Raw genomic sequence first — 24,375 nt, forward strand, 5'->3', positions numbered from 1 at the left:
TCGCCAGGCTAACGGACGGTCGAAGAGGTCATTCGGCCGAGACCTCGTAGGCATCGCCCTCACCCAGCCGGGACGCCGGGTTCAGCAGCATCGCCGCCTCCTGGCGCTTCTCCGGTACGTCGTGGTCGAAACGGCGGTCCGCCGGCCGCTCAAACATGGGCGCGCCGCCGGCGATCGCCGACGCCAACCGGCGCTGACCGGCCAGCAGCCGCGCCTCCGCGCGCCGCTGGTAGTCCGCCCGCTGCTCGGGGTTCAGCGCGGCGATGAAGGCCTGCGGGTGCACCAGCGCCACCAGACCGGACACATGCCCGAACCCGAGGCTGGTCACCATGCCGGCCTTCAGCGGGAACTTCTCACCGAGCCGCAGCGTCTCACGCACCCAGACGAAGTGGGCCGAGCCGGCCAGTTCGTCGTCGACGCAATCAAGGCTGCGGTTGGGCGGGATCACCCCGTCGCGCAGCATCTGGCACAGGCCCATCATCTGGAAGACCGCCGCGCCGCCCTTGGCGTGCCCGGTGAGGCTCTTCTGCGACACCACGAACAGCGGGGCGCCCTCGGAGCGACCCAACGAGTCGGCCAGCCGCTCGTGCAGTTCGGTCTCGTTGGGATCGTTGGCCAGCGTGGACGTGTCGTGCTTGGAGATCACGGCGATGTCGTCGGCGCCGACACCGAGCTTGGCCAGCGACCGCGCCAACGCCGATTCCCTGCCGCCGCGGCCCGCGCCCAGCGCGCCCAGACCCGGCGCCGGGATCGACGTGTGCACGCCGTCGGCGAACGATTGCGCGTAGGCCACCACCGCCAGCACCGGAAGGCCCATCTTGAGCGCCAGGTCGCCGCGGGCGAGCAGGATGGTGCCGCCGCCCTGCGCCTCGACGAACCCGAGCCGGCGCCGGTCGTTGGGCCGGGAGAACTTCGAGTCGTGAATGCCCCGGCCGCGCATCATGGACGTGTCGGCGGTGGCCGCCATGTCACCGAAGCCGATGATCGCTTCCAGCGTCAGGTCGTCGAAGCCGCCGGCCACCACCAGTTCGGCCTTGCCGAGGCGGATCTTGTCGACCCCCTCCTCGACCGACACCGCCGCGGTCGCGCACGCGCCGACCGGGTGGATCATCGCGCCGTAACTGCCCACATAGCTCTGAATGACATGCGCGGCAACAACGTTCGGCAGCACTTCCTGCAGGATGTCGTTCGGCTTGTTCCGGCCGAGCAGATTGCCGTGATACATGGTCTGCATCGACGTCATCCCGCCCATGCCGGTGCCCTGCGTGCTGGCCACCAGGCCGGGGTGCACCCACCGCATCAACTCGGTCGGGGTGAATCCCGAGGACAAGAACGCGTCGACGGTCGCGACGATGTTCCACAGCGCCACCCGGTCGGTGGAGCTGGCCATGTCCTGGCTGATGCCGTACACGGTCGGATCGAACCCGGTGGGGATCTGCGCGCCGACGACCCGCGACAGCTTGGTCTTGCGCGGCACCCGGATCTCGGTGCCCGCCTTGCGCGTGACCTGCCAGTCGCCCGAATCGGGGACGGGGCGAATGACCGTGTGCTCGGGATCGAACTCGACGAACCCGCGGGCGTCGGCTTCCGAGGAGACGACGAAGGTGAAGTCCTTGTCCAAGAACACCGACACCAGCAACGGCGACGCGTGATCGGGGTCGATCGCGCCGTCGTCGACGAACTCGCGAATGCCCACCCGCTCCACCACGGCGTCGTGGTAGCGCTCGACGAGCTCGGCCTCGTCGACCAGATCGCCCGATTGCGTGTCGTACCAACCGGGTTGCGGGTCGTCCTCCCAGCGGATCAGTCCAGTGGTCCACGCCAGCTCCAGGACGCCGGCCGCCGAGAGTTCGTTGTCGACCTCCATCTCGAACCGGGTGCGCGACGAACCGTACGGGCCGATCTCGGCACCGCCGACGATCACCACCAGGTCGGCCGGGTCGACGTCGAGGTCGGCCCATTCCGGCGGAGGCGCCGGGGCGAAGCCGCGCGGCGGGGACGGCAGCGCAGCGATGGTGCCTTCGGCCGCAACGTCTTCCGTCGCCGGCTCGCTCGATGCGTGCTCGCGGGCCTTGGCGGCCAATTCGGCCATGTCGAGGTTGGCCTCGGCGAGGCCGCCGGTCAGGTCCGCCTTGATCGGCGCGCCGGCCGCCGCGACCTTGGACTCCACGTCGCACAGGCCCAGCAGCATGGCGGCCATCTCGTCGGTGGAGTACGTGGTGACGCCGGCCTCCTCGACGGCGTCGACGATGGCGTCGTTGTGGCCCATCAGCCCGGTACCGCGGGTCCAGCCGATCAGCGCGTGCGCGAGGCTGACCCGGGAGGCCCAGGAGGATTCGGCGTGCCAACGGGTCACCAACGCGTCCAGCGCCGACTTGGCTTCGCCGTATGCGCCGTCACCGCCGAACATTCCGCGGTTGGGCGAGCCGGGCAACACGACGTGCAGTCGCGACGCGATGTCGCGCTCGGCGCCGATCTTGGACAGGCCGCCGATCAACCGTTGCACCGCCCACAGCAGAACCTTCATCTCCATCTCGGAGCGCGAACCGGCCTCCGACAGGTCGCCGGCGACGCGAGGCGCCGCGAAGGGGAACAGCAGTGTGGGAGTCTGCGCGTCCTTGATGTGGATGGATTGCGGCCCAAGGCTTTCGGACTGCTCGGTACCGATCCATTCGACCAGGGCGTCGATGTCGGAGTAGGACGCCATGTTGGCGGCGACGACCCATAGCGCGGCGCCATAGCGGGCGTGGTCACGATACAGCCCGCGGTAGAACGCGAGCCGCTCGTCGTCGAGCTTCGATGTGGTGGCGACGACGGTCGCTCCACCGTCGAGCAGTCGCGCGACCACCGACGCGGCGATCGAACCCTTCGAAGCGCCAGTCACCACGGCAACTTCGTTGCTGTAGGGGCCGGGATCGGGGTTCTCCGCCCCGGCGGCGATGCGGCCGTACAGCGACGCGTGAATCTGGCGACCGGCGGCCAGCGACTTGCCCTGCCACCAGGTGGCCTGGGTGGCTACGACATGGCCTGCGCCCTCGAACCTTTCGGACAGGGTCTGCCACCGGGCGTCGATGTCATCCTCGTCGGTCAGCCACAGCTTGGCCAGGTCCTCCCGGGCGCTGGCCCACCGGTCGTCGAACACGACGGCCTTCTTGGCGTCGAAGGTCGGCGCGACCAGACGCGGCCAGTCCGCGCCGAGTTCGGCGGTGACCAGGTCGATGAGCTCGGCGTCCGTGGCCGTCGGCATGGCGCTGACGGGATCGTCGTGGCCCAACTGGTTGAGGATCAGCCGGGCCGCCGAGGCGAGCACACCGTCGCGACCGGTGATCTGGTCGGTGAACTCGCTCAACGCGGCGGCGTCGACGGTCGCGCCGCCGCCTCCGCCGGACGACGGCAGCGCCACCGCGATGCCGCGCCGCGCGGCGACCGAGGTCACCGCGGCATCGATGACTTTGTCGACCGAGGCCGCATCGGCCAGCGCGCCCTCGTGCAGGTGGCCCATGGCGCCGCCGCGCACGCTGGTGCCCTCGCGGGTTCCCAGCGCAACTTCGACCGTCACGTGCTTGGCCCAACCGTCGCCGAGCTCCCACGTCTTCTTGACCCGCTCCGCGATCGCGGCGGGCCGCTTGCCCGAGGGCCCCAGCACGGTGCGCAACTGGTCGTTGATCGCGTCGGAAAGCACCGGACCGAAAGGCTTGTACGTGCGCGCGAGCTTGGTCACCTGTGACCGCAGCCCGGCCAGGTCGGCCTCGGCGGCGCCGTCGATGGCGCCCAGGTTCAATTCCGAACCCAGGTCCACCAGCAACTGGTTGCGCCGCGACGAGGCACCATCGGTGATGGACTCGATGGAGTCCAGCTCCTCGATCTGGTCGATGCGCATCTTTGCCGACAGCGCGATCAACGCCAGGGTGGCGTCGGCGGCGTCGAACCCGATGTCATCCGGGCGCGGGCCGGAGGACGCGGCGGCGGGCGCCGGCGCGGGCGCCGCCTCCACCGGGGCGGCCCCCACGGCCACCTCGGCGGCGGGGTCGTCCGCCTCCGGCTCCGGCTCGGGGTCGGTGTCGGTGGCGAACAGCACCGCCGCGTCGCGCTCGGCGTTGAGCACTTCGACTGTGCTGTGGGCATATTCGGGGAGCTTGAGGGTGTTGGTGGCCAATCCGGCGACGGTCGGCGCCGACTTCACGCCGATCTCGACGAACCGCTCCACGCCCAGCCCGCCCGCGGCCTGTTCGGTGAACAGCAGGTCCTGGGTTTCGATCCAGCGCACCGGGCTGGCGAACTGCCATGCCAGCAGCTCGATCAAGACGATGCGCGCCATCTCGTTGCGGCGCTCGTTGAGCCAGGTGTCGTAATCGGCGAGGATCTCGTCGAGCGGCTCGGCGGGCACCAAATCCCGGATCTCCTGGATGAAGTCGCGGTCCAGGGTGAACGGACGTGGCACCAGGTTCGGAATGTAGCGGCCGATGATGACGTCGGGATCCTTGTCACGCGGCATGACACGTTCCAGCGAGCGGCGGAATTCGGCCACCCCGACGCGCAGCACCCGCGAGTGGAACGGCACGTCGATACCCGGCACGAGGATGAACGAGCGCTTGCCGCCGGTGAGCTCGCGGCGCCGCTCCACCTCGGCCTCCAGCTCCTCCAAACCGCGAACCGTCCCGGCGATCGCATACTGCGAACCGCGCAGGTTGAAGTTCACGATCTCCAGGAATTCACCGCTGCGCTCGGCGATGCCGGCCACAAACCCGGGCACCTCGTCGTCCGGCAGGTCGATCTGCGACGGCCGGATCGCCGCCAGCCGGTAGTTCGAACGGCCCAGCTCGTCGCGCGGCACGATGTCGTGCATCTTCGAGCCGCGGTGGAACACCGTCTCCAGCAACGCTTCCAGCTCGTAGATGCCGGTGACGCAGGCCAGCGCGGTGTACTCCCCAACGGAGTGGCCGCAGGCGATCGCACCCTCGACGAACGCGCCCTGCTCGCGCATCTCGGCGACCTGCGCCGCCGCCACCGTGGCCATCGCGACCTGGGTGAACTGCGTCAGGTACAGCACCCCCTCGGGGTGGTTGTAGTGCACGCCGCTGGCGATGATGCTGGTCGGGTTGTCGCGCACCACGTGCAGCACCGAGAAGCCCAGCGTGTCGCGGGTGAACTTGTCCGCTTTGTCCCACACCTTGCGGGCGGCCTTGGAGCGGGCGCGGACGTCCATGCCCATGCCCTTGTGCTGAATCCCCTGACCGGGGAAGGCATACACCGTGTGCGGGGCGGCCAGGCGCGCCGTCGCCGACATCACCAGGTCGGACCCTATGCGGGCGGACACGTCCAAAACCTCTGCGCCCTGGTCGATTCCGACGCGCTCGACACGGAAGTCGACCTCGTCGCCGGGACGCACCATGCCCAGGAAGCGAGCGGTCCAACCGACCAGGCGGGCGGGCGGCCGGGCTTGGCCGTCGGTGGCGGTCACCGCGTGCTGCGCGGCCGCCGACAACCACATGCCATGCACGATGGGCAATTCCAGGCCGGCCAGCAGGGCGGCGGCCCGGTCGGTGTGGATCGGGTTGTGGTCACCGGACACCATGGCGAACGGCCGCATGTCGACCGGGGCGGTCAACCGGACGTCGCGGCGGCGGCGACGCGGGGTGTCGGTCGCGTTCTCCGACACTGCGCCGCCGGCCCGCACCGGCTCGGTGAGCTCGGCGGAGCCGGTGCGCCCAAGGATCGCGAACCGCTCGTCGAGGCTGGCGATCGTCGCGCCGTCGGGGTCGGCGATGGTCACTGCGACCCGGACGACACGGCCCATGTCCGTGTCCTCCGCCGGCGAAGCCGTTGCGGAGATTGCCAATTCGGCCGGGATTGTGGGCACCGCGCCGACCACGTGGGCGGCGTGGTCGAGGTGCACGAGGCTGAGCAGGCCCTCGACGACCGGGACGCCGGTGTCGGTGACCGCCGAGCCGATCGCCGCGAAGACGGCCGGCCAGCAGAGGCCCACCAGCGCGTCGGGCACGGTGCTGAGGCCCGGTGCCAGCGTCTCGGAGAAGGTGGCCGTGACTCCGGTGTGGTCGGCGACCCGCTCGGGATCCCAGTCGACCGTCGCGCTGGCCGTTCCGTCGACGACCGCGGGCAGGAACTCCGGCCCGTCGACACCGGCGGCGATCGCCAGCACCGCCCGCATGGCGGTCGCGGCGTCCTCGGTCGGCACCACCGGAGTCCCGCCGTCAACGGTGTTGGCGGGCAGGGTGAATGGGATGTCGATCCAAGTTCCCGACAACGGGACGCTCAGCACCACCCGGTCGCCGTCGACCTGAAGCCGCGCCCCGGTGGACGAGTGTGTGGCGCGCCGGCTTTCGGGGCCGTCGTGCACGAGCCAGTCACCGGGGTCGGCGATCCGGTGGACGGGGTTGGTCGCGGTGCGACCGGCCCACTGCACGTCGGGAGCGTCGAGCACGACGGCCAGCGGTCCGGTCACGTCGGCGCGGCCCATCCGGCGCGACGCGACGGCCCGCGGCTGCCCGTTGGAGGACAGCACCTCGTCGATGGCGGCCCGCTCGAAGCGGTCCAGCAGTTCACCGACGGGTTCGTCCATTCGGGTAATGCCGGCCACCGCCGCGGTACCAGGGATGATGCAGACCTGGTCGGCGTCGTAGCGGGCGTCGTGGGCCTGCCACAGCGAGTCGCTTCGCCACCAGCGCCGCACGTCCTTGTCGATGACCGGCACGAAGTTGACCGGCTTGCCCAGCGTCTTGCAGAGACTGACGAAGAACGGGACGTCGGCCGGGTGCAGCTGCACGGTTTCGGCATCGGGGTATTCGGCGACCAACGTGGCGATGGCCTGCCGGGGGCTTTCCAGTAGCACGGCGTCGGCGAACAGCGTGTCGATCGGGCCGGAATCGTTTGCGTGCAAACGCGCTTCGGCGCGCTGCAGCATCTGCTGGAACCGGTCGCGCCAGGTGTCGGCCAGCCACGGACTGCCCGGCGCCGCGGTGTCGGCCGTGGAGTTGCCGTCGCCGATGGTCAGCTCGACGTAACGTTGCAGCCATTGCAGGTAGGTCATGTCGGCGACGTCGCCGAAGTAGGGCTTGGCGGTGTTCGCCATCGCCGCGATGATCTCGTCGCGACGCGCGGCGACGGCCTCAGCGTCCCCGGCGACCTCGTCGAGCAGCCGGCCGCATCGCGACGCGCTGTTGTCGATCTCGTGGATGTCGGCACCCAGCTGGCTGCGGCTGGAAGCCATGCCGCCCGCGGCTTTTCCGGCGCCGACCCACTGCTCGGTGCCCTGCGTCTCGACGAGCATCCGCTTGACCGACGGCGACGTGGTGGCCTCCTTGGTCGCCATCGCCGCGGTGCCGACCAGGATGCCGTCGATCGGCATCAGCGGGAAGCCGTACGCCTGCGCCCAACGCCCGGACAGATACTCGGCCGCCCGCTCGGGCGTGCCGATGCCGCCGCCCACGCAGACGGTGATGTTGGGGCGCGACCGCAGCTCCGAATACGTTGCCAGCAAGAGGTCGTCGAGGTCTTCCCACGAGTGGTGGCCACCGGCGCGCCCGCCCTCGATGTGCATGATCACCGGCTTGGTGGGCACCTCGGTCGCGATGCGGATGACCGAGCGGATCTGCTCGACCGTGCCGGGCTTGAACACGACGTGGCTTATGCCGACGTCGTTCAGCTCCTTGATCAAGTCGACGGCGTCCTCGAGGTCGGGGATGCCGGCGCTGATCACCAGGCCGTCGATCGCCGCACCGGACTGACGCGCCTTCTGCACCAAGCGCTTTCCACCGACCTGCAGCTTCCACAGGTACGGGTCGAGGAACAGCGCGTTGAACTGATAGGTGCGGCCGGGCTCGAGCAGCGTGGCGAGTTCCTCGATGCGGCCGGCGAAGATTTCCTCGGTGACCTGCCCGCCGCCGGCCAGCTCGGCCCAGTGCCCGGCGTTGGCCGCCGCCGCGACGATCTTCGCGTCGACGGTGGTCGGGGTCATGCCCGCGAGCAGGATCGGCGAGCGGCCCGTCAACCGGGTGAACTTCGTCGACAGCTTGACCCTGCCGTCGGGCAGGCGGACGACGGTCGGGGCATAGGTCGACCATGCCCGCGCCACCTCCGGTACTGCCCCGACGGTGAAGAGGTTGCGCTGCCCGCCGCGGGTCGCGGCGGGCACGATGCCGACGCCCAGGCCCCGGATGACCGGCGCGGTCAGCCGGGTCAGGATGTCGCCGGGACCCAAGTCGAGAATCCAGCGCGCACCGGCGTCGTGCACGCGGCTGATCTCCTCGACCCAGTCGACGCTTCGCACCAGGATGGCTTCGGTCAGCTCGCGGGCCAGCGCGACGTCCAGGCCGACCTTCTCGGCCCAACCGCCGACGATGTCGATGCCATCGGCGAGCCGCGGCGTGTGGAAGCCGACCTCCACCTGCACCGGATCGAAGACGGGCGAGAACACGTCACCGCCGCGCAGCTTGTTCTTGCGGTCGGACTCTTCCTTCTCCGAGATCTGCTGGCAGTAGAGCTCGAACCGGGACAGCTGTTCGGGCGTCCCGGTGATGACGACCGAACGCCGGCCGTTGCGAATGGACAGCACCGGCGGCAGCACGGTGCGGACATCCTGCGCGAACTCGTCGAGCAGCCGGCTGATGCGCTCGGGGTCGGCGTTGGTCACCGACACCATCGGCGGGCGGTCGCCGAGCACGGAGATCCCGCGCCGTCGGGCCACCAGCGTGCCGGCCGCCCCGATCAGCTGGGCCATCGCCAGCAGCTCGGCGTCGCGGGCACCCGCGGCCTTGAGCGACTCGACGGCGAGCACCCCCTGCGAATGCCCGGCGACGGCCACCGGCGGGGTGGCTTGCAGGTCCATGCCTTGACGTGCCAGCGCGCGCACGGCCGCGATCTGGGTCAGCAGCACGCCGGGGATCGACACCGCGGCCGACGTCAGGTGCTTGTCCGACGGGACCGGATCCTCGGCCGCCAGCGCGCGCACCCAAGCGAGCGGCTCGAAACCGATCGGGCGCACCACCACCAATTCCTTGGCCACCGGCTCGAGCAGCAGCTCGACCTCACCGACCAGCGTTGCCAGGTCCGATTCGATCCCGGCCGACGAGACCAGTTCCTCGAGGGTTTCCAGCCAAGCGCTGCCCTGGCCGCCGAACGCCACGGCGTACGGCTCGCCGGCCGTCAGACGGTCGACCAGAGCGTGGGTCTCCCCGGCGGCCGGGTGGGGCCCATTTCCATCGCGGTCAGCGGACACCCGATCGTGCTCGTGGATCGTCACGTCTGTATCTCCCTGTATGCGTCATGTACGTCTTACGTATCAGTGCGTTCAGCCGGTCCGAAGGGGACAGGAACTCACAGAGTCCGTCGATTCCGCATCGAATCGCGACCGAAGATCCGTCTGACCGGTGTGTTGTCGGCGGACCCCTCTTGTGGGTGGAGCGGCGCGGCGGACTGCATCGGCTGTACTAAGAGTGTCATAAGGATCGACCCCCGTTTTGCGTGGTGATTGGTTACTGGTGAGTTCTACGCATGGGTAACCGTGTCGTGGGTAACACCGGGTTTAATCGGCGGCGCGGGCGCGGCGAACAAACCTGCTGCATGCAGGTGGTTACGGTCGAGTAGCTATAACTGCGCTGATCAAAGCAGTTTTGTTATGTAATCGTTATGTAAAAATTTCGAGCCGTGGAAGCCGGTCGAGCCCGCCTCCGTCGCACCGTCCGCGCGGCGCTCGCGCCCGCCGCGCCGGGAAATGAGCGAACGAGTGTTTGCTGGGATCTCTAAGAGGAGCGGCCTGCCGGCGCGTGGCGGAGGAGCCGGGCGGCTAGGCCCACTGCCCGAATTGCGGCTTGAGGATTTCGTTGATGTCCACACCCACCCCGCCGACACTGCGTTTGTCGATCTCGACCTGGTGCAGATGGGCGGCCGGGTGCGTGAATCCCTTGGGCGAGCCCCAGTTGTGCTGCCAGAAGTAGGAGCCCAAGCCGTCGTGCAGCGCCCAGTCGATGGTCTTCGAATTGGCGTACACACCTGTGCGCTGATGTCCGATCACGGACTCCCAGGACCGCAGGTAGGGCGCGATCTGCTGTTTGTACTGGTCGTAGGACGGGTCGTCGTCGATCGAGGCGTAGATCGGGGCGCTGGCCGGCCCGCCCGCGGCGGCGTGCAGTTGCATCCCGCGCTGCGCGTGCTGGAGTCCGGCGTTGGCTCCGCCGAGCCAATCGGCGGTGTTGCCCTTGCCGTACTGGTAACAGGAGACGATTTTCAGTCCGTTGCTGTTGAGGTCGCGAGCCTCGGCGAACTGAATGGGCTTGCCGAGCATCCAGTTGCCGCCGGGGCGCCGGTCCGACACATACCTGATCGAGCCGACCGCGCCTGCGGCCCTGATCTGGCTGGCCGGAATGACCCCGGCCGCGTAGTCCAACAGGGTGCCGAGCGACGCCGACGCGGGCACCGGACGCAGCGACGTCCCTGCGACGCCCAGGCCCACCAGGGCGGGTGCCGCGGCCGCCAACCTCAGCAGGTCGCGTCGCGAAACCGATGGCACAAGCGACAGAGTACGACAGGAACACCATCTGACACATTGACCACACTGATCACATCTGCATCACAGTGCCGCATCGTGGGTTTGAGGCCGCGTCGTCGCGGGCAGCACGATGACGCTCACGGTCTCCAGGCCGAGGCGAGCGGTCTGATGGGCGATCTCGTCGAGGAAGTGCGCGGCCGCCGGGTTGATCGATCCCGCCCAGGCCCGGAACCCCTGCACGATCACTGGGTCGCGTTCCAGAGCCGGCTGTACCGCCCGAAGCACGCCGACCACGTCGTCGGGCAATGGATCGGCCAGCTGCTGGTCGATCCATCTGCGCGCCAGTTCCGTCGCCGCCACCCGATCGTCACCCAACCCGACCACGTCGCCGGCGAGGTCGCGCAAGCGGTCGAACAGCACCCGGCGTCCGGGCGTCTCGGCCAGCTGCGCCAGCAAGGTGCTGGCCGCCGCCGGCAGGACCATCTGCCCGAAGAGCACCGGAACCGGCAGGTCCCATTCCCGGAAGAGGTCGGCGTACATGGTGGCGATGGGAGCCGACAACGGCGCGCTGAGCCGCCCGATGACGCCGATGCTGTCGCGGTGCGTCGTGGCCAGCCTGCGCAGGATGTCCTCGCTGACGTCGGGGGCAGGGCAGTCGGCGGCGGCGCGGGATTCGGCGCGGGACCGGTCGATGGCCGCGATCAACTGGTCCAGCCGGTCGCGCTGACGCAACAACAACGTCCGGTGCTCGTCGAGGACACCCGCCAGCGTGGTGCGCCCACCCGCGATCAACCGTTGGATGTCATTGATGCTGACGCCGAGACTTCTCATCAGATCGATGCGCAGCAGGTCGAGCACCTGCTCGACGTCGAAGACCCGATAGCCGTTGGACAGGTGCTCGGCGCGCAGCAGCCCGATTTTCTCGTAGTGGCGAATGCGACCCGGGGCGATCCCGGTCAGGGCCGTGACGTCGCCGATCAGCAACTGCTCAGCCACTCCTTGACCTTACAACCGTGGCAAGGTCTGTACTGATCAGATGGAACGCGACCAGCTGATCGACCTCACCCGCCGCGCCCTGAAGTTGGCGCGCGACAAGACCACCGATCTCGCCCCGGCCCAGCACCGGGTCGATGCGCAGGCCTACACGTCCGCGGAGCGCCACGACCGGGACAGGGCCATGGTGATGGCCAGCCCACAGTTGGTCGGGTACGTCTCGGAGTTGCCCGGCCCCGGTGCGTACTGCACCAAGACGGTGATGGGCCGGTCAATCCTGTTGACCAGAACGGCCGACGGGTCGGTCAAGGCGTTCGACAATGTCTGCCTGCACCGCCAGTCGCAGGTGGCGACGGGCTGCGGCAGCGCCAAGCGGTTCACCTGCCCTTATCACGCGTGGACGTACGACAACGACGGGCGGTTGGTGGGCCTGCCGGGCCGTGAGGGCTTTGCGGACGTGACCATAAGGGCCGACGGCCTGACCGAGCTTCCGGCCGCCGAATTCGCCGGCTTCCTCTGGGTCGCACTGGATCCCGGCACGACGCTGGACGTCGCCGCACACCTCGGCCCCCTGGCCGAGGAGCTCGATTCGTGGGGCATCGGGCGGTGGTCGCCGTTGGGCGAGAAAGTGCTCGACTGCCCGATCAATTGGAAGCTCGCGGTCGACACCTTTTCGGAGAACTACCATTTCGCCACCGTGCATCAGCAGACGTTCGCCACCATCGCCCGCAGCAACTGCACGGTCTTCGACGCGTTCGGTCCGCACCACCGGTTGATCTTCCCGCTCAACACGATCCTGACGCTCGACGAGGTCCCCGAAGAGCAGTGGGATCCCTTCCAGAACATGGTCGTGATCTACGCGCTGTTCCCCAACATCGTGTTGTCGGTGACCATCGCCAACGGTGAGCTGTTCCGGATCTACCCCGGCGATCGACCGGGCAGATCGATCACGGTGCACCAGAATTCGACACCGCTGGACCTGTCCGACGAATCGACGGCCGCCGGCGCGCAAGCCGTCTTCGAGTACGCCCACGCCACGGTGCGCGACGAGGACTACCGGCTGGCGGAAGGCCTCCAGGCCAATCTCGAGTCGGGCGCCCGCGACCACCTGCTGTTCGGTCGCAACGAGCCCGGACTGCAGCACCGCCACAACGCCTGGGCGCAGGCGCTTGCCGGGGACTCACTCGGCGGACAACACCGCCAGTAGGTCGTCCAACAATGTTGCCAGCGCATCGTTTTGGGCGGGGCGAACCGTGGTCAACAGCCCGACGGCTTCCTGTCGGCGACCGTGGGCCAGCAGCTGCTCCAGCCGACCGGCGACGGTCTCCAGGTCCCGGTCGGCCGGCTCCATGTTCGCCACGGTGGTGGCGAGCACCTCGACCAGCTCCCAGTCCCGGTACAGGGCCAGGGAGCGCTCGTTGAAGGCGAAGCCGGTCACGGGTTTGCCCCACAGGGTCCCCTGGTAGCGGTACGGGCCCTCCATGTATTCGATGGGCAGGCCATGCGCCGGGGCCGGCACCAGCGGCTCACCGATGACGTCGAGTTCCATTGTGCGGCAGGTGATCCGGTGGCGGTCCGGCATGTAGCGCGCCGAGGCGTACGGCCGCACCAACGGCCGCACCTCTTCCGGCCATCGCACGTAGCTGCTGACCGTGACCTCGACGTCCTCGGCGCATTCCGGCGGCACGGCCGGATCGGGATGACTCGTCGTCAATCCGGTAAACGGCTGCAGCACATTGCCATTGGTCCGGTCGAACTGCCGCCAGATGCTCATGTCGACGCCGTTGTCGAAGCTGATGGTGCGCCATTCGTGGGAACGGGCCCGCGGGTCTCCCTCGGTACCTCCGCCGCCGGCGTATTTGGGGAACCACTGCCGGTCGATGTGCCCGCTGCTGCCGGAGACCTGGTGAACCTCGTCGCCCCAGCGCAGGGTGCCCGTCATCGCCATACCGGTCTGGAAATACGAATAGGTCTCGGTCTGGCCGAAGCAGCAGATCTTCCCGTTGTACGTCTTGGCTCCTACCGGTGTCGGTGCACGCGTGGGTGTCACGGCCAGGTCCAGGCGCATGGGCCGCGCCGACTGGTCCTCGCCGACCAGGCTGACGCGGTAGGTGTAGGGCAGCAATCCTCCGTCGGCGTCGCGGCACGTGGTCCAGGACGCGGTGCCGGCCCCGCTCGAGTAATGGATGTCCAGATAGCCCGGGGCCAAAGTCAGCTTGCGCCGCGCTCCGGGCTCCATGTTGGCCGGCGGCATGTCGTAGTCCGTATAGGTGCCGTAGTCACCGGTGTCGAGATCGAACAGCGCCATCGTGTAGAAGTCCGCGACCACGGTGCCGCCGGGGCGGTTCTTGTTGAAGATGGTCAGGAAGGCGAAAGACCGGTCGGACGCCGCGGCATCGAGCTGCCCGGCGATGAACCAGGTGTCCGATTCCTGATCCGGGTGCTCACCCTCGGCGGTGGGAAAATCCAGTTGGCTGTCGCCGGGCACCAACTGGAAGGGGTAACTGCGCCAATCGCTGGTCATATCAGGCCTCGCTGCTTTTTTCGCTATGTTAGCGTCAATAGCGAAATCGCGGTCACTGTCGCATTCGCGCCCGACCCCCGAGGAAGTGCCCGATGACGGAAAACGCCGGCCACCGGTCCTACGACGAACTCTTCATCGGGGGCCAGTGGCGCAAGCCCGCCAACCCCCAACAGCTCGCCGTCATCTCCCCGCACTCGGAAGAACCGATCGGGCACGTCCAGGTGGCTGGGCCGGAGGACGTCGAAGCGGCCGTCGCCGCCGCACGACACGCTTTCGACCACGGCCCGTGGCCGCGCATGACCCACGCCGAGCGCATGGCCAAGGTCGAGCAGCTCGCCGCGATCTACGGCAGCCACGTCGACGAGATGGCCGATCTGATCACCGACGAGATGGGGTCACCGCGCAGCTTCAGCCGCATGGGCCAAGGGGCGGCCGCAGCGGGCCTGATGCACCTGGCGCTGGCCGTCGCCCGCGACTTTCCGTGGGCCGAGCGCCGCCAGGGTGTGCTCGGCGAGGTGCACCTGCGCAGGGCCCCGGTCGGGGTCGTCGCCGCGATCGTGCCGTGGAACGTGCCGCAGTTCCTGATCATGCCCAAGCTGATCCCGGCCCTGATCGCGGGTTGCACGGTCATCGTCAAACCCGCACCCGAAACCCCTTTGGATGCTTTGTGGTTGGCGGAAATGATCGAGCAGGTCGGCCTGCCCGAGGGCGTGGTCTCGGTGCTTCCGGGGGGAACCGACGTCGGCGAGGCGCTGGTCCGTCATCCCGGTGTGGACAAGGTCGCATTCACCGGCTCCAGCGCCGTCGGGCGCCGGATCGCCGCCCTGTGCGGCGAACAGCTCAAGCGGGTGAGCCTGGAACTCGGCGGCAAGTCCGCGGCGATCATCCTCGACGACGCCGACATCGGCAAGACCGTGGCCGGCCTCAAAACCGCCGGCCTGATGAACAACGGCCAGGCCTGCGTCGCCCAGACCCGCATCCTGGTCAGCGACCGGCGACACGACGAGGTCGTCGACGCGCTGGCCGACATGATGTCGGCCCTCAACGTCGGCGATCCCGCCGACGACGCCACCGACATCGGACCCCTTGTCGCGCAACGCCAACAACACCGCGTCCAGGACTACATCAAGTCCGGCCAGGCCGAGGGCGCACGCGTCGTCCTCGGCGGCCAGGACAGCCCGTCGGACCGCGGCTGGTATGTGCAGCCGACGCTGTTCGCCGACGCCACCAACGACATGCGCATCGCCCGGGAGGAGATCTTCGGTCCGGTCTTGACCGTGCTGCGCTACCGCGACGAGGACGACGCAATCCGAATCGCCAACGAGAGCGACTACGGTCTGGCCGGCTCGGTGTGGACCTCCGACATCGCACACGGCTTGGAGATCGCGGGTGGGGTACGCACCGGCACGTACGGCATCAACATGTACACGCTCGACATCGGCGCCCCCTTCGGTGGCTTCAAGCAGTCGGGCATCGGGCGGGAATTCGGCCCGGAAGGGCTTCATGAATACGTCGAGCTTCAGACGCTGGTGTGCAAGGGGCAGCTGCCGCCGTTATAAAACGTCGGGCCGCCATGAAGGGTCACGACCGAGCCGCGCGAGAAGCTTTGCCTGCAAATCGCTTTCGTCGGGAATCGCGACCGGAGCGTTGAACATTCCCGACGAGCTCAAGGCCTGCGGGTCCGCGGGTAGGCCGTCGTAGAGCCGCCGGCACCATGCGGGCTCCAGCCGGTCGTCTGCCCCCACCGCGCGAGCAAGGTCCCAGGTGTGGACCAACACATCGCGCGTCAGGTTCGGCATCAGCCGGTAGGCATCCAGCTGAGCCATTCTGCCGGATTCAGCGGCATCCCTCAGCGCGTCGTACGTCAGTTGCCATCGTGCTTGCGGGTGTGCTCTCGGTCGCTCCGGCTTCAAGTCCAAGGGACGCAGGATAAGTACGTCATGGAAACCGATCACGTGCTCGAGCACTCCCCGCGCATCCCACTCGTCGCATGGGGAGCGACGGTCCCACTTGCCGTGCGCCGACCGAACGGCCTCGCCAAACCGTTGGCAGACGGCGAGATGCAGGGCCGCCACCGCGTCATCGGTCACGCGCGGGATCCGGCACCTGCAGGGTGAGCTCGACCGGGCAGCACAGCGCGCCGTGCTGATTGGTCACGCGGACCTCGATGTCGACGAGACAGCGCGGCGGGTCCACCGACGTGTCCCGCCGCTTGGCGACCGCACGTCCCCGGCCGACCATGGTGTCGCCGGCATACACCGAGCCCGTCAACCGTAAGGAGCGCCGCACCACGCGACTGCTCGGGCCCGCCCAGTCGGTCGCGACGCGGTCGGCGAAGCCGGCGAGGTGCATGGTGTTGACGTAAATGGTCGGATTGCCTTGGCGTCGCGCGTATTCGGGGTCGAAATGGCCCGGGAAGTAGTCCCACGTCGCGCCGGCATTCTCGACCACTCGCTGATAGCTGATGTGGTCGACCACCTCGGGCAGGTCGACCGGAACGGTGATCTCGTCGAAGTCCAGGCCGTCGCCGGTCACGGGGACGCCCCGGGTGTGAAGCGGAACAAGGTGTTGCGGCACGTCGCGACGACCGTGGCGTCCTGGCGGCGATAGGTCTCCAGCGTCTCGACGAAGTGACCGACGCCAAGCCGCGTCCGCTTCTCCGGTGACACCGACACCAGTTCCTCGACGACGGCGAGGACGTCGCCTTCGACGATGGGTGCCAGGAACTCAACGTCATTGGCCGCGTTGATGAATGTGGTGCCCGGCAGCGGCACTCGCAGGACCAGCGACGCCGCGGGTGGCCTGCCCTGTGGCTCCCACGGCGGGGGTATCAGCCACCCCATCAGCAGGGCGGGGGGCGCCAGCAGACCGCCCCAGGTCCGGCGGGCGAACTCGGCGTCCCAGTAGGAGCGATTGCCGTCGTGGACCATGGCCGCAAACAGCTGTATTCGCGCCCCACTGACGGGCGTGGCCGCGGTGCGCGGCTCGGTCGTCGTGCCGACCATCCGCAGCGCGTCGTCGTAGGTGCCGAAGGCCAGCTGGTAACTGAGCTCTGGGTCCACGCCGCTCACATAACGAGCGGGTGCCGACTGGGCACCGAATCCCATTGCAGCGCACGGGAAGTGAAGTACCAGCCGCCGCGCTCGTAGATCAGCGTATCCCGGAAGGTCCCGGTGGCACGCAACGTGGTGTCGCCGTACATGGCGGCGAAAAGCACGGCAACGCAACGCTGTGTCGCGTTGACCCCGTCGACGCGGATCTCGTGGTCGACCGTCACCAGCCGTTGTCCGTCGCCGCCGTCGAAGGCCGCGCGCAGATCGTCGAACGTCTCACCATCGCGGTGGTAGGTGGCTCCGGAATGGCGGAACGTGGCAATCCAGCGCTCTCGATCGCCCTCGGAGTAGGCCCGGTTGTGCCGGGCGTTCAGGTTGAGGATGGCGGCGCGACCCGTGGCGGCCTGCAGCATTTGCTGTTCCTGATAAGACATGGTCATTTTGGTCTCCAGCCTTTCCCGGAAAATGACTGCCAACGAGCGGACACATGTACGGTAATGTAGCTTCCCGACTATTACGTAACATTAACGTAACCTACCGGCGAACGGTATATCCCTGAGCTTCACGATCCCATGCCTCCCGCGTCACCCCCCGCGCGCGCAATAAATCCTTGCGTATCCGCCCGACGGCATTCTTCGGAAGTTCGCTGACGGTCTCCACGAACCGCGGCACACAGAAGTACGGCATCCGGTCGGCGCAGAAATCGAGCAGGTCCGTGTAATCCATTGTGGCCCCGGATCGCAACGTCACGACCACCAGAATGTCGTCTTCGCCCAGCGGGCTGGGCACCCCTACCGCGGCCGCTTCGGCCACCGCGGGATGGCGCATGACGACGGTTTCCAATTCGACCGAGGAGACGTTTTCGCCGCGCCGGCGTAACGAATCTTTCCTGCGGTCGACGTAAGTCAGGTTCCCCGCGCTGTCGAGCCGGCCGAGATCGCCGGTGCGAAACCATTCCTGGTGGGGAATCACGTGCAATCCGGAGTCGACGTAGCCTTCGCTCATCACATGCGGGTACCGGGGCCGGCAGGCGATCTCACCGACCGCGCCGACGGGCAGTGGCTCGCCACCTTCATCGACGATCCGCACGTCGAAATTCGGATTCGGCCGGCCGGATGTCCCGGGTACCCCGTCGTCGGCCAGGGCCTTGACGGCGATCGGGAACGCCTCGGTCATTCCGTACATCGTGACAATGCGGCAGCCGTAACGCTTTTCGATGTCCCGATAGGCGCCGGCGTCGATCGGCGCCGCGGAGATGAACCGCAACGGCAGCTGCGCGTCGCGCGGGTCCGCGGGCAGGTTCTGCAGCATCGACACCATCGCGCCGGCGCCGGCGAAGCCGACGGCGCCGCGCGCGCGGATGTCGTCCCACACCTCGCCGGGGTGAAAAGCCTGCGCCAGGACGGTCGTCGCGCCGAGCAGCATCGGGGCCAGCACGCTGGGGGCCGCGCTGAGGTGGAACAGCGGCATCGCCGTCCACAGCACCTCCCCGGCGTCCAATTCCCACGCCGACGCGACCGTCGCGGCCACCGTGAACAGGTAATGCCAGGTCGTGGCAACCGCTTTCGATGGCCCGGTGGTGCCCGACGTGTAGAACAGACAGCCCACCTCCCCGGCGGCGGTGTCGGCCACCGGTGGGTCGGTGTCTGGGCCCGAGCCGAGTGAATCGCCTTGCAACACCACGCTGGGCACGATGTCCAACGCATCGGCGACTGCGGTGACCCGGGAACGGCGCTCGGCATCGGTCAGGACCACCTTGGCCCGCGACAGCCGCAGGGCGTGCAGCAGGAAGTCCCCCTTGTTGGCGGCATTGACGGCCGCGCTCACCGCGCCCAGGCGCGCCGCACCCAGCCAGAAGTAGACCCAATCGGGGCAGGTTCCGGTGAACAAGGCCACACCATCGCCGCGACCGACGCCCAACTCCGACAACATGTTCGCCGCGGCGCAGGACCGCCGCCGCATCTGTTCGAAGGTCACGTCGACGCCGGCTATCGACATCATCACCCGGTCGGGATGCTGTTGGGCGCGCCGATCGAGCACTGCCGTCACGGTGAAGCTGTCGACGCCGAAATCGGCGGGCCCGGGAGGTCCGCTCCGGTCGGGGCGCATCAGGTTTCCAGCGGCTTCCGCTCAGGCTTTCGCGGCCGCCGGGTCGGGTTGACCGTCGGCGGTGTAACCGAAATCGGACGTCGAGGGCTGCGTCCCGGGATAGAAGCGGTGCGCCCAGCGGCGAAGGGCGGCGTAATCGTGCGCCTCTTCGGGGGCCAGGTTGGGCTTTTCCAGGTACTTCATGTTCTCCCACGTGAAGAAGTCCTGTTTGATGACTTCTTGTTGCAGCGCCAGGAATTTGGCCGCCCGACCGGTCGGCACGTCGCCGGTGTCGCCCGGCTCCCGGACGGACGCCTGCGTGTAGAAGTAATCGGTGTAGTCCTGGTCGACCGGCGTCTGCCCGGTGACCTGAACCGTGGCCACCAGCTCGCTTGGGAATCGGACGACCCCCAGCCCCAGCGAGTAGTTGTCGTAGATGATCTTGGCGTCGACCGGCCCGTTGGGCGTCAGCCAGGTCGAGGCGCGGCCGCCCCCGAAGTGGGCGTTGACGGTGGCGTGAAGGTGATAACCGGACACCTCGAACGACGCTGTGGTGGCGGGGTTGGCGGCCTTGTGTACGTATTGCACGTGGTAGGGGTCGGCGGCGTTCTCGATGATCATCTGGGGGTGCACCTTGACACGGTTGACCATCTGGGTGTGCGGATGCAGCGGGTAGTACTCGTTGGTTTCCAGTTCGGGCAGCACCGGGGGCTGCCAGTACGGCGCCCGGCCGTGCCGCTCGTGCCACGCGAGGACGAAGCCGTACCACTCCATGCTGGGGTAGGTGCGGATGCGGACGTTGTTCTTGCATCCGATCTTGCTGTAGGGAATCAGCGCGTTGCTGCCGTCACCCCGCCAGCGCCAGCCGTGCCAAGGGCAGACGATGTTCTCGCCTTCCACCGTGCCGCCGACGCCGAGGTTGGCGCCGAGGTGCTGGCAGTAGGCGTCCATCACGTGCACCTGGCCGGACTCGGTGCGGAAGATGACGAGTTCTTCACCGAAGTAATGAGCACGCTTGACCTGACCCGCGGGCAGATCGGAGCCAAAGGCGACGATGAACCAGCCCGTCGGGAATCGGTAGGTCGACAGGGCGATGCCGGTCTGACCGAACTCTTGTTCCGAGGGATCCCCGGCCGCATCCGCGGCCGGGTCCGAAACTGTATGCGTCACGAAGTCTCCATATCAGGCCCTAAACCAAGGCGAGCCGAGCGCAACCGGGCCGCCCTTCGCTCACCGCGGTTCGACGACAACGTCTATTTTTACTATTTTAAGCATTGAACGTCAACGCGGCGCCAGGCGCGTCCGGGAAGAGCGGAGTTGAAGATGACGGCTGCGGCAGTGGATCTTTCCGATTCCGCCTTGTGGCGCAACGGATTTCCCGACGATCTGTTCACGGAGCTGCGGCGCAGCCGGCCTATTTTCCGCCACGACGTGACCCCGGGCGTCACCGCCCTGTTCCCCGGGGGTGCGCAACGCGGGTTCTGGGTGACCACCAAGCACCGGCACACGGTCCGGCTACATCGTGATGTCGACTCCTTTACCGCGGTCGACGGCCCACTCATCCAGTCGGTCGGGATGTTCGCCTCGTACCCGACCATCATCAACATGGACCCGCCCGAGCTGAACAAGCGCCGCAAGCTCATCTCGAACGCGTTCAATCCCCGCGCGATCGCCAAACTCGAGGACGGCATCCGGGCGCGGGCCGCGCGCATGATCGACCACTTGCTTGCCCAGGACGGCGGCGACTGGATCGACGACGTCGCCGACGCCCTGCCGATGACGGTCATCGGCGACATCATCGGCATACCGGACGAAGACCGGCCACGAATCTTCGATTGCCTGGACGGCATCCTGAAGGCCAACGCGGCCGGAGCCCGGCCCAGGTGGCAGGACTATACCGATCTCTATGCCACCATCTTCGGCTACGCGATGGAGCTGACCGCAGAGAAGCGGCGCAATCCCGCCGATGACATCTGGAGCACGCTGGCGACTGCCGTCATCACCGGCGAAGACGGAGAGCAGTTCAGCCTGCCCGCAAACGAACTCGAGTTCTTTTTCTTCGTGCTGGCGTTCGCCGGCAGCGACACCACCAAGAATGCGCTCGCCATCGGGCTACAGGCGTTTGTGGAGAACCCGGATCAGATCGAGCGTTATCGCGAGCAGGAGGCGCTGCGGCCCAGCGCCGTCGAGGAGGTGCTGCGCTGGGCCTCGCCGGTCGCCTACTGGACGCGCACCGCGAAGGTCGATGTCGAGATGGATGGCCAGCACATCGCGAAGGGCGAGCGGGTGGTGTCGATGCTGCGTTCGGCCAACCGCGACGAGGAGGTGTTCGAATCGCCGTTCACCTTCGACATCGGCCGGCAGCCCAACCCGCAGGTGGCCTTTGGGGGCGGCGGGCCACATCACTGTCTGGGCGCCATGCTGGCTCGCGCGGAGCTCCGCGCGGTATTCGACGAACTGTTGTTGCGCTGCGACGACATCGAACTCGGCCCGGCCAAGGTCGCCTATCCGAACCTGACCACCAACATGTCGATCTACGACGAGATGCCGATATCGCTCACCGAGCGCTAATCCGTGAGCCGCAGCGCCGCCTTGGGGCACTGGTCCACTGCAGCGCGCACGTCGATCTCCAGCCGCGCCGGCACGGGGCCATCCGCGATCTGCACCACGTCCTCGTCCCCCAGTTCGAAAACCTCCGGCGCCAGCGATTCGCAGAAGCCGTTGGCCTCGCAAAGGTTTTCGTCAACTGTCACGCGCATCAGATGCCCTCCACTTCTCTAAAGGCCCTTGGGTCGGGTCCCGATCACCCCACTGGTTGCGAGGCTCGTCAGTTCTTCGTCGGTCAGCCCGCACCGATCTCGGAGTATCTCTTCATTGTGCTCGCCCAATCGCGGCGGTGGCCGCAGCAGCCACTCGTTCTGGCCGGCAAGCCGGGCGAACGGTGGGCAGGGATAGAGGCCCACTCCGGTGCTCGGGTGATGCAGCGCCTCGAGGAACCCGCGGTGCCGTAGTTGGGGGTTATCGGTGACCAATGAGGGCGACACCACCGGTGCGGCGGGGATGCCGGCGGCGGCCAATCGTTGCACCGTCGGGTCGAGGGGCTGACGGGCGAACCACTCCGCGAGCCGGCGATCCACCTCGTCGGCGCGCTGCCGCCGTGCCGCGACGGTGGACAGTTCCTCGTCGCACCACGCCGGTCGACCCATCAGCTCGACCAGGGAACGCCACTGCCCGTCGGCACCAATGGTGACCGCGATCCAGTCGTCATCGCCGGCACACCGGTAGATGTTCTGGATCGAGTCACCGTGGCCCCGATTGCCCTGCCTGGTCAGGGTCGTCCCGAAGACCTCGGATTCGATCGCCTGGATCGCGGTGGCGTTCAGCACCGTTTCGAGCATCGGCAGCTCGACGAGCTGACCCGACCCGGTCCGTTCGGCGAAGTTCAGCGCCGCCAGCACCGCGAAGGCGGCGTGCACGCCGGCCAGCGGATCGCAGGCCCCCCGCGGGGCCACCGGCGGAGCGTCGGGCAGCCCGGTCACCCACGCCAGGCCGGCGATCTGCTCCATCGTGGGGGCGAATCCCACCCGATTTCGCCATGGCCCGTCCAGCCCGAACGCGGGCATCCGGGCGACCACGAGCCTGGGGTTGACGTTCAGCAACACGTCAGCGGTCAGGCCGAACTGGTCCATCACCCTGGGCGAGAAGTTCTCGATCACCACGTCGGCGTCGGCGGCCATCTCGGTGAACAGGCGACGCCCGTCTTCGGAGCCCAGATCCAACGTCACCGAACGCTTGTTTGTGTTCATGGCGTGGAACACCCACCCGTACTCCCACCAATCGTCGACGTCGGTGCGCATGCCCCCCGAATATCGAATGCCGTCGGGTCGCTGGATCGATTCCACCTTGACGACGTCGGCGCCGAACGCGGCCAACAGGTGTGTCGCCGCGGGACCGGCCCAGAAGGCGGTGAGGTCGACGATGCGCACACCGGTCAGGGGCAACCCTTGCGGCGCCCAATCTTCCCCGGACTCCCTTCGGCGCCAAGGGGTCTCATCGTTTGCCTCACCGAGGCCGGGGGTGCTCCCCGTCGGGGCGGGCGCGCACGCCGACATCAGCCACGGCGGGCGGGGCTGGTGAAAGCCGGCGGGGTTGTCGCCGAACGCCCCGCGCTGGGTCACGTACTCCATATCCCGGATCGTGGCGCCATTGCCCAGCGCCGCGATGGGCAACCGGAAGAGTTGGCCGAGCTCGACGATCTCCTCGACGGTCCGTTCGGCCAGCCATGGGCCGATCTGTTCGCGGATCAGGTCACGGTAGGCCCACCGGCCGATCTGGAAGCGCAGCTGCTCGATCTCCTCGAGCTGGGGGCATTCGACCATCGCGCAGAAGTCGAGCCATTGCTGGCCGGTGACCATGGTGATCCCGACGTAGCCGTCCTTGGCGGGCTCGATCGACGGCACTTCGAGGGTGCGGCGGATGGGCGGTACCCGCAGCAGCTGGGAGTGCAGCCATTCGCTGCTCTGCATCGCGGTCAGCGCCTCGAGCATGGACAGGTCGAGGTGTTCGCCGGGCCCCCCAAGCTCGACGCGGCGGCGCACGGCCAGCGCGCCGAATGCGGCGTACACGCCGCCCATGTATTCCCCCAGGTCGCCGCCGATGGAGATCGGCGGCCCCGCGGGGTCGCCCCGGAAGCCGGGCGAGCCGGCCCACGCCTGCAGGGTGAATTCGCTGGCGGCCCTGTCGGCGTACGGGCCGGTCCAGCCGAAGTCGGAGATCGTGACGACGATCGTGCGCGGGGAGGCGGCCAGCAGCCGCTGCGGGTCGACACCCAGTGCCGCCGCGCGCGCCCGGCCGGCCGTGATGACGACGACGTCCGCGCCGGCGAGTAACTCAGGCAGCCGCGCCGGGCCCGAAGCATCTGGGGAATACGTCATGCTGCGCTTGCCGGCGTTGAGATACGCGAAAAACGGCGAGCTCGCCCCGCCCCGCACCGGCGATCCGGTGGCGGAGTAATGCCGAAGCCAATCCCCTTGCGGCGGCTCGATTTTGCACACCTGCGCGCCCGCGTCGGTCAGCAGCTTCCCACAGTAGCTGCCGGCTATCCGGTCACTGATCTCGATTACACGCAGGTCATGCAGCGGTGTGGGACGGCTGTCGGACCGCTCGCTCACTTGCACCCGCCCTCCCGATCGGCGCGCGATCGAAGAAGCTAT

15 protein-coding genes are annotated in these 24,375 nt (G+C 68.1%); 3 read left to right on the top strand and 12 right to left on the bottom strand.

Annotated elements, in window-relative coordinates; all coding sequences use genetic code 11:
• Window positions 1-28 precede the first annotated feature (28 nt).
• The 3 genes from G6N51_RS11030 to G6N51_RS11040 form a co-directional block, all read right to left on the bottom strand.
• The gene (locus tag G6N51_RS11030) at window positions 29-9,259 is read right to left on the bottom strand and encodes a type I polyketide synthase (protein WP_083170413.1); all 9,231 of its coding nucleotides are present in this window, start codon (window positions 9,257-9,259) and stop codon (window positions 29-31) included.
• 543 nt (window positions 9,260-9,802) lie between these two features.
• Window positions 9,803-10,525, bottom strand: coding sequence for a DUF1906 domain-containing protein (locus G6N51_RS11035; protein ID WP_083170411.1), 723 nt, complete (start codon window positions 10,523-10,525; stop codon window positions 9,803-9,805).
• A gap of 60 nt (window positions 10,526-10,585) precedes the next feature.
• Complete coding sequence (locus tag G6N51_RS11040; protein WP_083170409.1) at window positions 10,586-11,500, bottom strand: MerR family transcriptional regulator; 915 nt, start codon at window positions 11,498-11,500, stop codon at window positions 10,586-10,588.
• A 40-nt stretch (window positions 11,501-11,540) separates the two neighbouring features.
• On the opposite strand from G6N51_RS11040, the gene G6N51_RS11045 reads away from it, so the two are divergent.
• The gene (locus G6N51_RS11045; RefSeq protein ID WP_083170407.1) at window positions 11,541-12,704 is read left to right on the top strand and encodes an aromatic ring-hydroxylating oxygenase subunit alpha; all 1,164 of its coding nucleotides are present in this window, start codon (window positions 11,541-11,543) and stop codon (window positions 12,702-12,704) included.
• Here G6N51_RS11045 and G6N51_RS11050 read toward each other — a convergent pair.
• Complete coding sequence (locus tag G6N51_RS11050; protein ID WP_083170405.1) at window positions 12,678-14,021, bottom strand: lipocalin-like domain-containing protein; 1,344 nt, start codon at window positions 14,019-14,021, stop codon at window positions 12,678-12,680. The genes G6N51_RS11045 and G6N51_RS11050 overlap by 27 nt on opposite strands.
• 92 nt (window positions 14,022-14,113) lie before the next feature.
• Between G6N51_RS11050 and G6N51_RS11055 the strand changes: the two genes are divergently transcribed.
• Window positions 14,114-15,580: an aldehyde dehydrogenase gene (locus G6N51_RS11055; protein WP_083170403.1), complete on the top strand. Its 1,467-nt coding sequence runs from the start codon at window positions 14,114-14,116 to the stop codon at window positions 15,578-15,580.
• Here the strand turns inward: G6N51_RS11055 and G6N51_RS11060 are convergent.
• The 6 genes from G6N51_RS11060 to G6N51_RS11085 form a co-directional block, all read right to left on the bottom strand.
• Window positions 15,575-16,111, bottom strand: coding sequence for a maleylpyruvate isomerase family mycothiol-dependent enzyme (locus G6N51_RS11060; RefSeq protein ID WP_232078332.1), 537 nt, complete (start codon window positions 16,109-16,111; stop codon window positions 15,575-15,577). The two genes, G6N51_RS11055 and G6N51_RS11060, sit on opposite strands and share 6 nt — an antisense overlap.
• Complete coding sequence (locus G6N51_RS11065; RefSeq protein WP_083170401.1) at window positions 16,101-16,556, bottom strand: MaoC family dehydratase; 456 nt, start codon at window positions 16,554-16,556, stop codon at window positions 16,101-16,103. Before G6N51_RS11065 ends, G6N51_RS11060 begins: the two co-directional genes overlap by 11 nt.
• Complete coding sequence (locus G6N51_RS11070) at window positions 16,553-17,026, bottom strand: MaoC family dehydratase (protein ID WP_174814381.1); 474 nt, start codon at window positions 17,024-17,026, stop codon at window positions 16,553-16,555. The genes G6N51_RS11065 and G6N51_RS11070 overlap by 4 nt, the downstream gene beginning before the upstream one ends.
• A 62-nt stretch (window positions 17,027-17,088) precedes the next feature.
• Window positions 17,089-17,514, bottom strand: coding sequence for a nuclear transport factor 2 family protein (locus G6N51_RS11075; RefSeq protein WP_083170399.1), 426 nt, complete (start codon window positions 17,512-17,514; stop codon window positions 17,089-17,091).
• 94 nt (window positions 17,515-17,608) lie between these two features.
• The gene (locus tag G6N51_RS11080; RefSeq protein WP_083170397.1) at window positions 17,609-19,183 is read right to left on the bottom strand and encodes an AMP-binding protein; all 1,575 of its coding nucleotides are present in this window, start codon (window positions 19,181-19,183) and stop codon (window positions 17,609-17,611) included.
• Window positions 19,184-19,204: 21 nt separating this feature from the next.
• Window positions 19,205-20,332 carry a Rieske 2Fe-2S domain-containing protein gene (locus G6N51_RS11085; RefSeq protein WP_083170394.1) on the bottom strand — a complete coding sequence of 376 codons (1,128 nt, stop codon included), beginning with the start codon at window positions 20,330-20,332 and terminating at the stop codon, window positions 19,205-19,207.
• Between the two features lie 153 nt (window positions 20,333-20,485).
• Here G6N51_RS11085 and G6N51_RS11090 point away from each other — a divergent pair, with 153 nt between their 5' ends.
• On the top strand, window positions 20,486-21,733 hold the full coding sequence (locus G6N51_RS11090) for a cytochrome P450 (RefSeq protein ID WP_083170391.1): 1,248 nt from the start codon (window positions 20,486-20,488) through the stop codon (window positions 21,731-21,733).
• Here the strand turns inward: G6N51_RS11090 and G6N51_RS11095 are convergent.
• Both G6N51_RS11095 and G6N51_RS11100 read right to left on the bottom strand, forming a co-directional pair.
• On the bottom strand, window positions 21,730-21,921 hold the full coding sequence (locus tag G6N51_RS11095; protein WP_083170389.1) for a ferredoxin: 192 nt from the start codon (window positions 21,919-21,921) through the stop codon (window positions 21,730-21,732). The genes G6N51_RS11090 and G6N51_RS11095 overlap by 4 nt on opposite strands.
• An 18-nt stretch (window positions 21,922-21,939) precedes the next feature.
• Entirely contained in the window at window positions 21,940-24,339 is a 2,400-nt protein-coding gene (locus tag G6N51_RS11100; protein WP_083170387.1) for a CaiB/BaiF CoA-transferase family protein, read from the bottom strand.
• Window positions 24,340-24,375 lie beyond the last annotated feature (36 nt).

It is taken from the genome of Mycobacterium paraseoulense, assembly GCF_010731655.1.
Lineage (GTDB): Bacteria > Actinomycetota > Actinomycetes > Mycobacteriales > Mycobacteriaceae > Mycobacterium > Mycobacterium paraseoulense.